Annotated in this window: 8 protein-coding genes; 7 read left to right on the top strand and 1 reads right to left on the bottom strand. The window is 43.2% G+C overall.

Features of this window, described 5'->3' with window-relative positions:
• Nucleotides 1–535 precede the first annotated feature (535 nt).
• Both KSO91_RS13325 and KSO91_RS13320 read left to right on the top strand, forming a co-directional pair.
• Nucleotides 536–2422 carry a DUF294 nucleotidyltransferase-like domain-containing protein gene (locus KSO91_RS13325; protein ID WP_238743491.1) on the top strand — a complete coding sequence of 629 codons (1887 nt, stop codon included), beginning with the start codon at nt 536–538 and terminating at the stop codon, nt 2420–2422.
• A 3-nt stretch (nt 2423–2425) separates the two neighbouring features.
• Nucleotides 2426–3142: a 3'-5' exonuclease gene (locus KSO91_RS13320; protein WP_238743490.1), complete on the top strand. Its 717-nt coding sequence runs from the start codon at nt 2426–2428 to the stop codon at nt 3140–3142.
• Nucleotides 3143–3324: 182 nt separating this feature from the next.
• Here the strand turns inward: KSO91_RS13320 and KSO91_RS13315 are convergent, their stop codons facing one another.
• Nucleotides 3325–4905: a BCCT family transporter gene (locus tag KSO91_RS13315; RefSeq protein ID WP_238743489.1), complete on the bottom strand. Its 1581-nt coding sequence runs from the start codon at nt 4903–4905 to the stop codon at nt 3325–3327.
• Nucleotides 4906–5478: 573 nt separating this feature from the next.
• Between KSO91_RS13315 and KSO91_RS13310 the strand changes: the two genes are divergently transcribed.
• From KSO91_RS13310 to KSO91_RS13290, 5 genes are all read left to right on the top strand, one after another.
• On the top strand, nt 5479–6792 hold the full coding sequence (locus KSO91_RS13310) for a citrate synthase (protein WP_238743488.1): 1314 nt from the start codon (nt 5479–5481) through the stop codon (nt 6790–6792).
• A gap of 68 nt (nt 6793–6860) precedes the next feature.
• Entirely contained in the window at nt 6861–7934 is a 1074-nt protein-coding gene (gene hflK, locus KSO91_RS13305) for an FtsH protease activity modulator HflK (protein WP_238743487.1), read from the top strand.
• Complete coding sequence (hflC, locus tag KSO91_RS13300) at nt 7931–8929, top strand: protease modulator HflC (RefSeq protein ID WP_238743486.1); 999 nt, start codon at nt 7931–7933, stop codon at nt 8927–8929. The genes hflK and hflC overlap by 4 nt, the downstream gene beginning before the upstream one ends.
• An 85-nt stretch (nt 8930–9014) precedes the next feature.
• The gene (acnA, locus tag KSO91_RS13295; RefSeq protein WP_238743485.1) at nt 9015–11666 is read left to right on the top strand and encodes an aconitate hydratase AcnA; all 2652 of its coding nucleotides are present in this window, start codon (nt 9015–9017) and stop codon (nt 11664–11666) included.
• A gap of 43 nt (nt 11667–11709) precedes the next feature.
• Complete coding sequence (locus KSO91_RS13290) at nt 11710–13146, top strand: class II fumarate hydratase (protein WP_238743484.1); 1437 nt, start codon at nt 11710–11712, stop codon at nt 13144–13146.
• Nucleotides 13147–13415: the final 269 nt, after the last annotated feature.

Below are 13415 nucleotides of genomic sequence, written 5' to 3'. Positions count from 1 at the left end.
TAATAAAGAATTAAAGTAAGCGGGCTGAAGCCCGCGCCCCAAAAAATAAGCCTGTGCCAGCATGGTTGCGCAATTTTTTCTGTGCGTTTATTCAACACGTTCCGTCGATTCAAAAGAACTACACCCATTTTATTTCCTACTATTTATGCTTAGCCTTCCAAAATAAGGTTAATAATTATCTTAATTTGTCCGAAATTTCCCATTCTAGTAAACACGCAGTAAGTCGTGGCTCGCCTAACAATTATTCATTGAAGTTGGAATGAAAAGATTTACCGCTATTATTAATGATCGATGCACAACAGTTAGCGTCAAAAACGCAGTGATGATAAGATCTATTGCAAAGCTCGTTGTGGCATAGGTCTGCCCAAAACGTTTCAATGATCGATAAAAATCTTATACCCAAGCGTCCCCAATATCCAGGAATCAGCATATTGAGGTGGCTTGGGTATAATTGACCCTCATTTTATTTTTTATAAAGTAGGCCGTATAATAGCAAACATAAAAGCCCACCCTATCACCGACAATCGAGTAAATAATGGAAGCCGAACTACTAGAAATTCAAGATTTTATTAGCCAATATGCCCCTTTTAACCAGCTTCCAGAGGAAGCGTTACGCGATGTGGCACAAAGTGTCGAAATATCCTATTACCGAGCAGGCAGCGTAATTATTGATTTTAATAATGACAAAATCAATGAGCTGTTTATGATCCGAAGTGGTGTGGTAGAGCTCTATCGCCGTAAAGGTGAGCTGTATAATCGTCTCGATCAGGGCAAGCTATTCGGGCAGATGGGCTTACTGACCAATAATAAAGTCCTTTTCCCAGCCAAAGCAGTAAAAGATACACTTCTATATTGTATTCCTGAGTCTATTTTCCATGACTTTTGTGAGCGTTATGAGACTTTTGCAGACTTTGTTGAGGTCGAAGATAGCACCCGTTTAAAACAGGCTGTCGAAAGTAAAAGTGATGATGCCAACGCACTAACCACCTCTAAAGTAAAGACGCTACTTACCAGAGACGTACTGATGCTGCCTAGCAGTAGTTCCATTAAGTCTGTGGCTCAAATAATGGCGGAAGAAAATATCTCCGCGGTACTGATTAATGATCCCGAGATGGAGGATGACCAGGGGAGCAGTTTTGTGGGCATTATTACGGAGCACGACCTCTGCGTAAAAGTTATCGCATCAGGGTTAAGTGTTGATAATCCGGTTTCACAGGTGATGTCAACAGAGCTCATATCGTTGGATCATAACGCCTATATTTTCGAAGCGATGCTGATCATGCTGCGTAACAATGTGCACCATCTTCCGATCCTTAAAAATAAACAACCGATTGGCTTGATTGAAGTCGCTGATATTATTCGCTATGAATCGCAAAATAGCCTGTTATTTGTAAGCAGTATTTTTCAACAGCAAAGTACCGAAGACTTAGTCTTACTCTCTGCACAATTAAAAGACTGCTTTGTACGTATGGTCAACGAGGATGCTAACTCTCATATGGTAGGACGAGCCATGTCTGAAATCGGCCGTAACTTTAAGCAACGTTTGCTTGAATTAGCGGAAGAGAAGTTTGGCCCCCCACCCGTCCCTTATTGCTTTTTAGCACTGGGTTCGATGGCGCGAGATGAGCAGCTGATAGTGACTGATCAGGATAATGCTATTATTCTCGATAACAGCTATCAAGAGAGTCAACATAACGATTACTTTGCAAAATTGGCCGAGTTTGTTTGTGATGGACTAGCGGCTTGCGGTTACACCTACTGTACTGGAAATATTATGGCGACCAATCCAGAATGGCGTAAAACCCAGTCACAGTGGGAAGATTGCTTCTCCGACTGGATAGATGATCCAAGCCCACAAGCGTTACTAAACGCTTCTATTTTCTTTGATATTATTGGGGTTTATGGTCGCGTAAAATGGGCAGAACAGCTCTATGCCTTTATGCTGCGCAGAGCCAAAAAGAATAATCGCTTTTTAGCCTGTTTAGCACGTAATGCACTTAACCGTACACCACCACTGGGATTCTTTAAAAGTTTTGTAATGGAAAAAGACGGCGGTCATAAAAACTCAATCAATTTAAAACGTCGTGGCACCGCCCCCTTAGCAGATCTAATCCGAGTGCATGCCCTTGCCATCGGCTCCCAAGCACAAAATTCATTTGAGCGCTTAGAAGATATTATCGAAGCCGGTATTCTACCGAAATCTAAAGGTGAAGATCTGCAACATGCAATGGAGCTTATCTCCCTAGTGCGGCTACGCCATCAAGCATTAGATGTTGAGTCTAATATTGAACCGGATAATAAGGTTGAACCAAAAAATATGTCTGATTTTGAACGACGTAATCTAAAAGATGCTTTTTTAGTCTTAAGTAATGCACAGAATTTTTTGAAATATCGTTATAACGTCAATCAACTTAAGGGCTAATAAATGCGTCATATCAGAGATAAAGAGATCTTAAACTGGTCCGCTTTTTTGCAATTACAAACGCAGAAAAGTAAAGACTTACGCTTGCAAAATTTTTATAAAAGCGGTACTTATCAAGATGATACGCCACTAAGTGAGATCGATTTTGTTGCGCTTGACTTTGAAACAACGGGGCTAGACTCAGCGCAAAATAGCATTATTAGTATCGGCTTAGTGCCCTTTAATTTGCAACGTATATTTTGTGGAAAAGCCAAACAGTGGTACATCAACCCACAAGATAATTTACAAGAAAACTCTATTATTATTCACGGTATCACCCACTCAGACTTAAAACATGCGCCTGATCTGCTGCGTGTTTTAGAACAACTTTTAGATGAGTTGGCAGGGAAAGTGGTCGTGGTACATTACCGCCGCATTGAGCGAGATTTTTTAGATCGTAATTTACGTGCGCTGATTAATGAAGGAATTCTCTTTCCAGTTATCGATACCATGCAGATTGAGGCTAAATTACAACGAACAAGGTCACATAAGTTCCTTAATTGGCTCAAGGGAAGGCGTTCTGAATCAATTCGCCTCGCTAATAGTCGCTTACGTTACAATTTACCCGCTTACCCGCCTCACGATGCATTAACGGATGCCATTGCAACCGCGGAATTATTTCAGGCTCAGGTAAAACACCATTTCACTGCAGACACTAAAATCGCCAAACTATGGGTATAAAACACCCAATCCACTCATTTTATATTGGTTTGTGCTTGTTAAATGAAGGCGATAAACGCACATAATATTGGCGCTTTCCTTCACCTTTGCTGCGCCTAAAGAAATGCTCTAATCATGGAATTGCTATAAAAAAAGCCGAGCGATTAATAATCGCTCGGCTTTAAATAACAGTTAGCATAATGCTATGATTTATTATGTTTTTCTGTTCTCATTCCCATGACCAAGCTGACACACATTATTAATAAAATAATGGTAAAGGGTAAGCCTGTTGAAATAGTACCTGCTTGTAGTGCTTGAATTGCATCAGTTCCACCAACCCAGAGCAAAGCACCTGCAATAGCCCCTTCTGTTAACGCCCAAAAAATACGTTGTGGAATAGGCGCATCCAGTTTGCCACCTGCGGTAATACTATCAATAACCAATGAACCTGAATCTGAAGAAGTTATAAAGAAAACCAACACCAGTAATACAGCAAGCATTGATAATAGATTACCAAAAGGTAATGCATCAAACATTTGGAACATGGCAAGCGGTACGTCCGTTAAACCTTGGCTTCCCAATGTACCGATATGATTAGCAACCTGATCGATAGCAATACCGCCAAATACTGACATCCAGACAACAGTCACTAGCGTTGGTACAATCAATACAGCCGTAATAAATTCACGTACAGTACGTCCACGTGAAATACGCGCGATAAACATCCCTACAAATGGCGACCATGAAATCCACCAAGCCCAATAAAATACAGTCCAACCGTGCATCCAAGCTTCATCTTCACGACCGATTGGATTACTTAGTGGAATAATATTTTTAATATAGCCCATCACCGTTGTAGGAATGGTTCCCATAGAGATGGCGAAAGTAACCAATGCAACAAATACAACCAATGCGAGTGCAAGTAACATATTGATATTACTTATTACTTTAACCCCACCTTCAATGCCTCGTACAACTGAAACAACAGCAAGCAGAGTCACAACGACAATAATGGTGATTTGCAACGGCAGACCGGCCTCAATACCAAATACATGGTGAAAACCACTTGCCGCTTGTTGCGCGCCTAAACCTAATGAAGTTGCCAAACCAAATAGCGTTGCTAATACAGCAAGAATATCGACAATATGTCCCGGCCATCCCCAAGTGCGATCCCCTAAAATAGGGTAAAAAACAGATCGCATTGAAAGTGGCAAGCCTTTGTTATAGGCAAAAAATGCTAATGATAAAGCAACAACGCCATAAATAGCCCAAGGATGTAGACCCCAATGGAACATAGTTGCCCCGAGAGCAAGCTCGGCAGCTTCCGGCGTATTAGCGAGCACATTAAGTGGCGTTTCATACCAGCCAGTATAATAAGCAACGGGCTCTGCTACCCCCCAAAACATTAAACCAATTCCCATCCCAGCAGCAAACAGCATTGCTATCCAAGAAAGGTTTGAGTAATCAGGCTTTGCATCATCACCACCTAAACGAATTTTTCCGTAAGGCGAAACAACTAATACTAAGCAAAAGACCACAAAAATATTTGCAGACCACATAAACAAGCTATCGAATGAGCCTATAATTTGCCATTTTAAACCATCTAAAAACGCTTTTGATGTTTGCGGATCAATCACTAAAATAGTAATTAAAAAAATACCAATTAAACCCGCACTAACACCAAAGACAGAGTTATGTATATCAAAACCCCATTTCTGAATATTATCTTGCCCGACAGTATAATCGGTATTATCTATACTGTATTTATCCTTATTTAAGCTCATAAGCCCTCATTTAGAGCAATTAGCTCTTTTTTTTATTGTTATCTATCTATTTATCGATCTATTGGTTTATCTATTTATCTATCACAAGGGATTGTAGCAACATAATCTACAAATTTCAGCTACTGTTGATAATACAATAATTAACGCTGTGCACGGCTTAAATAATGGGATAACGCATTACAAAGGGCATAATCAGATGGGTTGGGAATTAGTTAATTTAATGGCTAGAGCGCTTATATTAATAGTAATGCATTTAAAATGAGCTTGTTGGCAATGCTCGAGTCATAATTCTAAAGTTAATAATGCCAGTTTTTTTAAAGGCCCTATTATTTCGACCATCACTCTGTTTAACTCTTTGTTGATATTAGGATTGTAATTATTTTAAACTTTCATAACACTTTGTAATTTAAAAGAATACACAGTCTCCAATGATAAAATAGGATAACGCATTTTTTATTAACTATACGCGACTTGAAAAGCGCTTAGAAGAAACTAAGCTCTAAAGTATCTGATCTTTGTATTTCCTATCTATCATCTCACGTCTCAGGAGCTCGAGCTCTGCAGGGGGATATTATGAATACTCATAGTTTGACGATTACCGATAACAGAACTGGTAAGAGTTATGATATCTCGATTCAATACGGCACCTATCCCAATTATGGTGCTAGTATTAATGCGATTGATCTCCGCCAGATAAAAACAACAAAGGAAGATTTCGGTCTGTTGACCTATGATCCCGGCTATACCAACACAGCCTCATGCAAGAGTGATGTGACCTTTCTCGATGGCGAAGAGGGCATTCTTCGCTATCGAGGGTATCCCATTGAACAGTTAGCAGAAAAAAGCACTTATTTGGAAACAGCATATCTGCTCTTACATGGCGAACTACCCAATGTGGAGCAATTGCAAAACTGGCGCCAGCACATCTGCGAGCATACTTTTATACATGAGAATATTAAAAAGCTAATTGACAATTTTCAGTATGATGCGCACCCGATGGGAATATTAGTGGGTAGCGTCGGTGCAATGTCAACTTTCTATCCTGAAGCTAAGAATATTCAGGATCACGCTTGCAGATATCAACAAATTTGTCGTTTGATCGGCAAAATGCCAACCCTTGCCGCCTTTGCTTACCGCCATAGTCGTGGTTTACCCTACGCATATCCGGATGAAAAATTATCATATATCGGTAATTTCATGAGTATGCTTTGGAAAGGCAGTGAATCAAAATATCAACCGGATCCGGTTTTGGAAAAAGCCATTGATGTGCTGTTTATTCTGCATGCGGATCACGAACAAAATTGCAGCACCAGTTCAATGCGCATGGTAGCAAGTTCCTATTCAGATCCCCTATCTGCTATATCGGCTGCGATTGCCGCACTGTATGGGCCTCGACATGGCGGGGCCAACGAAGCCGTATTACAGATGTTAAAGGAGATAGGATCTGTCGATAACGTACCTAACTTTATTAAATCGGTAAAATCAGGGGAAGCAGGAAGATTGATGGGATTCGGTCATCGAGTTTATAAGAGTTATGATCCTCGCGCGAAGATTTGTAAACAGTTAGCACGAGAGGTTTTCGCCGTCACGGGGGCGAATCCGCTCATTGATATTGCCTTGGAACTAGAGCGCATTGCCCTGCAAGATGACTATTTTATTTCCCGTCAGCTCTACCCTAATGTGGATTTCTATTCTGGATTGATTTATCAAGCAATGGGTTTTCCTGTGGGTATGTTCCCCGTCTTGTTTGCGATTGCTCGAACTGCAGGGTGGGTTGCACAATGGCAGGAGTTTTTACTGGATCCAGATAATAAGATAGCGCGTCCAAGGCAAATCTACTGCGGTCACGAGCAGCGCGATTATGTTCCCCTAGACAAACGCGAATAGGATACAACAGTCAAAGATTCGATCGTAAATAGAGACCACGCTGTTTTGCCATATTCGAGGTGAATTTTATGCCAAATGAAAATAATCAAGATATCCCTAACGATCCTTGGAAGCATGGTGATCGCTCCTCTAATGAATTAAATCAAAGTATTAGGAAGGGATATTTTCGCTTTAAAGAATTTCTACCGACTGGTCCGGCTGGAATTCCCCTGTTTTTCTTTTATTTTATTTTTCTTTTATTGCTTGCCATAAGCACTTGGTCCGCTATTTATACGATTCCAAGTGATTCTGTTGCAGTTGTACAGCGATTTGGAAAATACTTGAAAGAAGTGCCTCCCGGCCTGCATTTTAAAATCCCTTTAGGCGTTGACCGCGCAACCCTTGTGCCAGTCAAACGGCAACTAAAACAGGAATTTGGTTTTATGACCCCTGGGGCAACCGATCCATATCAAAGTCCTATTGCTCGTGATCGTGAGCGCGAAACACAAATGGTGACGGGGGATTTGAATGCCGCACTTGTAGAGTGGGTCGTTCAATATAGGATTGCCGATCCTGTTAAGTTTTTATTTGAAGTTCGCCAGCCAAGTGCAACGCTGCGCTCGGTTTCGGAGTCTGTGATGCGCGAAGTGGTCGGCGATCGTACTGTTGATGAAGTGATCACCATAGGCCGTCAGGAGATCGAATATGAAACACTGATAAAAATGCAGGCACTTACCCGCAAATACGAAATGGGAATCAGTATTGATCAAGTGCAACTGAAGAATATTAATCCGCCCAAACCGGTTCAAGAATCATTTAACGAGGTCAATCAGGCGCAGCAGGAAAAGGAAAAATTGATTAATGAAGCGCGCCGTGATTATAACAAAGTGATTCCGCTAGCGCTGGGAGAAAAAGATCAGCGCATCCGCGAAGCTGATGGTTATCGCCTTAAAAGGATCAATGAAGCACAAGGGGATGTGGCGCGATTTAATGCCCTGTTAACTGAATATACAAAAGCGCCGGAAGTGACTCGCAGGCGTATTTACATAGAGACCATGCAGGACGTGCTGCCAAAGATACGCTCCAAAATAATTATCGATCAACAAGCCCCAAATATTCTACCTTGGTTGGATATTAATGCGAGTCAGGGAGAGCGACCATGAAATCAATTAATAAAGCCATTACATTGTTTGTGATCGCCTCCTTTATTGTCATCTTACAAGGCGCACTGTATACAGTTGGAGAAATAGAACAGGTGATTATTACCCAATTTGGCAAACCCGTCGGCGAGCCTGTCACCGACGCTGGATTGAAATTAAAAATTCCTTTTATACAAGAGGTTAATAGTATTGATAAGAGGGTATTGGGCTGGGATGGCGAGCCTTCGGATATGCCGACCAAGGATAAGCTCTATATCTCGGTGGATCTCTTTGCCCGCTGGCGTATCACTGATCCACTACAGTATTTTCTGCGCTTGCGCGATGAGCGCAGTGCCCAATCACGGTTAGACGATATCCTTGGCAGCGAAACCCGCAACGCCATCGCAAAACATGAACTGATCGAGATTATCCGTACCACAAAAGACCGAGACCCCTTACGTGATGATCTGCTGACTGACGCCGAGCGCGCTTTGAAAATGGGGGCGTTGGTTCCCATTCAAAAAGGCCGCAAACTGGTTGAGCAAGAAATATTCAGTGCCGCTGCAGAGAAAGTCCAAGTATTTGGTATCGAGCTGCTGGATATTCGCTTTAAACGTATTAATTACAACGCCAGTGTGCGCCCCAAAATTTATGATCGCATGATCAGTGAACGGCGTCAGATTGCCGAGCGTTTTCTTTCCGAAGGCAAAGGGGAAGCGGCGCGCATTAGGGGGAATCGATTACGCGATTTAAACAAAATTCAGTCGGAAGCTTACCGGCAGGTGGAGGAGATCCGCGGAGTGGCTGATGCGAAAGCAACCGAAATTTACGCTCAAAGTTATAACCAAAGTCCAGAAGCGGTTAACTTGTATGAATTTACACGCACTATGCAGGCATATCCAAGCATCATTTCCAACAACACAACACTGATATTGTCCAGTGACAGCGAGCTGTTTAAATTTTTCAAGAATATTAATGCAGATAAAATGATACCCGGGCAAGATGCCAACAGTAATTGATAGAAGCCCCCTTTTTTTTACGCGAAAATCAGCTTTTCCTAAGGGCATCGTTGCGAGCTTAGGAATACTAAAATAAGGACAAAATATGATACCCAAAAATGAAGTTGAATGGCGCGAAAGGTATCTTGATACGCTTTCCTGCGCAATCGGCAAACGACGTTATTGGTCGCTCCCTAAGCTTGCTGAAGATTTTCAATTTACCTTGAGTGAACAACCTCTGGTAACGCGACTATTTATGGAGAACGTGCAGCGCCATTATGCAGGAGAAAACGCGACACCTTTGCTCATTAAAGCATTGTGCGCAGGATCAGATCAAGATTTGCCACTCTCCTATTACCCGAGCCGAGTATTAATGCAGGATTATACAGGGGTTCCCGCTATTGCTGATTTGGCTGCGATGCGCGACGCTGTTGCCGAGGCAGGTGGCGATCCACAAAAGATTAATCCAAGTTGTCCGGTTGATCTCGTTATTGATCACTCAGTGATTGTTGATCAAGCCGGAGATAAAGGCGCATTATCCCATAACCGAAAAATGGAGATGACGCGCAATCAGGAGCGCTATCAATTTTTAAAATGGGCACAACAGTCCTTTGATAATTTAACTGTCGTGCCTCCCGGACGAGGTATCTGCCATCAAGTTAATCTTGAATACTTTGCGCAGGTAGTCCGCGATGATGCGGGGACGCTAATTCCAGACACCCTAGTTGGCACCGATAGCCACACCACTATGATCAACGGATTGGGAGTACTTGGCTGGGGAGTCGGTGGTATTGAGGCGGAGGCCGTCATGTTAGGGCAGCCACTAAGTTTAAATTTACCACAAATTGTCGGTGTTAAATTAGATGGTGAACTACCGCTAGGTACAACGGCGACAGATTTGGTATTAACCGTCACCCAAAGATTAAGAAAGCACGGCGTGGTGGGAAAATTCGTTGAATTTTATGGCCCGGGGATAAGTAAGTTAAGCGTTGCCGACAGAGCTACGATTGCCAATATGGCACCAGAGTATGGTGCGACCTGCGGTTTATTTCCGATTGATGAGCGAGTTCTCGACTACCTGCAATTAACCAATCGTCCCGATCATATTATTGAACAGGTGCGTGCTTATGCCATGGCGCAGGGACTTTGGCATGATGAGACTATGCCAGACCCTATCTATGCTGAAAATATTGCTATTAATCTAAGCGATATCGAATCTTCGCTAGCCGGCCCTCGGCGACCACAAGACCGCTTAGTGTTATCTGCTATTAAAGCTAAAACTCAGGAAGAAATTGAATTACTTGGCCATCAATATCCGCCTGCCAAAGAGAGTAAACTAAGCGACGGTGATGTCGTTATTGCTGCAATAACCTCCTGTACCAACACCTCCAATCCCCATGTTATGTTACAGGCTGGCCTGCTAGCGAAAGCAGCGGTTGAAAAGGGGTTGTTGGTGCAACCTCATGTTAAAACGTCCTTGGCTCCGGGCTCGCAGGTAGTCGCCCGTTACCTCGATGATGCAGGGCTACAACCCTATCTAGATCAATTGGGATTTCAGCGTGTGGGATTCGGTTGTACCACCTGTATCGGTAATTCGGGTCCACTAAACAACAACCTAGAGAGATTGATTGAAGCCCAGCAGTTAAGTGTCTCAGCAGTGCTTTCCGGCAATCGAAATTTTGAGGGCCGTATTCATCCCTCGGTGCGCCTCAACTGGCTTGCTTCACCGCCGCTAGTGGTCGCTTTTGCTCTGGTAGGTCATACCCGCATTGATCTTGACAGTGAACCTTTGGGTCAGGATAAAAACGGTGATCCCGTATTTTTACGGGATATTTGGCCAAGTGAAGATTTAATGGCAGAGGCTCTAAAGCAGGTAACACGCACGCTTTATAAAGCGTCCTATCAAAATATGCAAATAGGAGATCAAGCATGGGAAGATTTAGCGGTGGAAAAATCTGTTTGTTATCCGTGGAATGAGCGCTCAACCTATATTCGTAAACCGCCTTTTTTTGATCTCCAAGCGCGGCCACCAGTGAGTGCTTTATCTGCGCAGATACTGGCCGTTTTAGGAGATTCCATTACCACGGATCATATATCTCCCGCCGGACAAATTAGCCAAGAGAGTCCAGCCGGAGCGTATTTAATTGATAAACAAGTAAAACCAGAAGCGTTTAATAGTTATGGGGCGCGCCGTGGCAACCATGAGGTAATGGTGCGCGGCACCTTTGCAAATAAACGCATTAAAAACAAGATGGTGGAACCACATGAAGGTGGCTTTACGCGGGTTTTCGGCGAAAATGCTCAATCAGAAACGATCTTACCAATTTATGATGCCAGCCAATATTATCAACAGCGAGAGATTCCCTTAGTGATCTTTGCCGGCAAAGAATACGGCAGCGGATCAAGCCGTGACTGGGCCGCAAAAGGTTGTCTGCTGCTCAATGTAAAGGCGGTGATCGCTGAATCATATGAGCGCATTCATCGTAGCAATCTAGTCGGTATGGGGATTTTACCGCTGCAACTCCCAGCCAACGTGACGGTTGATGAACTGCAGTTGGTTGGTGATGAAGCCATTATTCTCGAATGGGAGGGTCAGTTAACACCAGGACAGCCACTAACACTAATTATTAGTCCTTCGACAGGCGAACCGCAAAGTGTGTCCGTGCTGCTTAGAATTGAAAACCAGCGCGAACTTGATTATTTTCTTGCCGGTGGCGTATTACCCTACGTGGCTAAGCAGTATACGCAAACACCTTGAATCTCAGGAAAGTGCATTAGCGAGAAATTTAATAGGCAGAGTGATGACAGATAAAAACAAAAACAGCAATGAGCGCTGCGAGAATAATAGTTCAGCACATTTTTACGATAGTAATACAGGTGATAGTGTTGCTGAAGTTGCAATTCCTGATGCGCCGCTCTGGGGATCGCAAACACAGCTCTCACTAGACCATTTTAAAATTGGTAGGCAGCGTTTTAGGCCCTGTTTCATCGCCGCGTTGCTGCAGATTAAACGAGCCTGTGCGCAAGTTAACAAAGCAGAACGGTTGTTGGACGATCAACGCTGCGGAGCGATCCTATTCGCTTGTGATGAGCTTCTGTCGGGAAAACAATGGCAGCATTTCCCCTTACATATCTGGCAAACGGGCTCTGGCACGCAGACCAATATGAATGTCAATGAAGTGGTCAGTTCATTGGCCAAAACCTACCTTGATAAAAATTCACAGAAACCAATAAACATACACCCTAATGATCACGTCAATATGTCACAGTCCACTAATGATGTATTTCCAAGCGCAATGCATATTGCAGTGGCAGCGCTGACTGATCAGCAATTATTTCCTGCTATTAAGCAACTGGACGCTGAGTTAGCAGAAAAACAGCAGCTTTTTGAAGCCCACTATTGTGTTGGCCGTACCCATCTGATGGATGCACTGCCCTTAACCGTCGGAGCTATTTTATCCGCATTTCGTGCACAATTAGCGGCGGCAGAAGCAGCGCTTATCGACAGTCTCGTGGGTGTTTATCAATTGGCAATCGGGGGAACCGCAGTCGGCAGTGGTCGCAATGCACCAGCGGAATTTGCGCAAAAAGTTTGTAAGCATTTAATCCTTCACTATGGACTGCCCTTTGCTGGGCATCATAACCTCTTTGCTGCGGTTTCCGGTGAAGATGCGATGCTCCGTTATAGTGCCTCCCTTAAGCAGCTTGCCAGCGTTTTATTTAAGATAGCCAATGATTTCCGCTTACTCGGCAGCGGTCCGCGCTGCGGTATTAATGAATGGTTGCTGCCTGCTAATGAAGCGGGTAGTTCCATCATGCCCGGTAAGGTTAATCCGACTCAGTGTGAGGCGCTGAGCATGGTTTGCCTGCAGGTGTTCGGCAATGATTTAACGGTATCTATAGCAGCATCACAGGGGCAGCTGCAGCTCAATGTTTATCGTCCGGTGATTATTCATAATGTATTGGAAAGTATCGAATTGTTATCTGATGCAATGACCTCTTTTGGCGAACACTGTGTAAACGGGCTGGCTTTAAATGAAACGCAGATCAAAAACAATATGGCGCGTAATTTATCGGCAATAACGGTATTGGCGCCGCAGCTTGGTTACGATATTGCGGCGAAGATTGTACATCAAGCCGTGCACATGAATCTCTCATTGGGAGAAGCGGCCGAGCACCTTGGACTTTATAGCCGCGCTGAGTTTGATGTCTTGCTGCAAGAGCAACTAGAAGATTGAACAGATAATTTAAACTTACAACAGCGCTGATGGTGATAAACCGAGCAATTCAGGGCGAGCTTAATGCCTCCGCGCAGAGCATCTCTTATTACAGTAACAAATAGCGTGAACAAGCGGCTTGTTACTGTGATCTTTTTTAATTACTTGGATTCAAATAATAAGTGCATAACTTGAATAGGTAGAAAAAACGGTCAGCTGAATATATGCTAATCGCTTTTTCTCCGGCAAGAGATGCAACAATGAAAACATATAAACAACTGACCTATGAA

It is taken from the genome of Psychromonas antarctica, assembly GCF_022267535.1.
GTDB lineage: Bacteria > Pseudomonadota > Gammaproteobacteria > Enterobacterales > Psychromonadaceae > Psychromonas > Psychromonas antarctica.
Note: the sequence above shows the minus strand (reverse complement) of the source record. Positions and strands in the feature narration are given on the sequence as shown.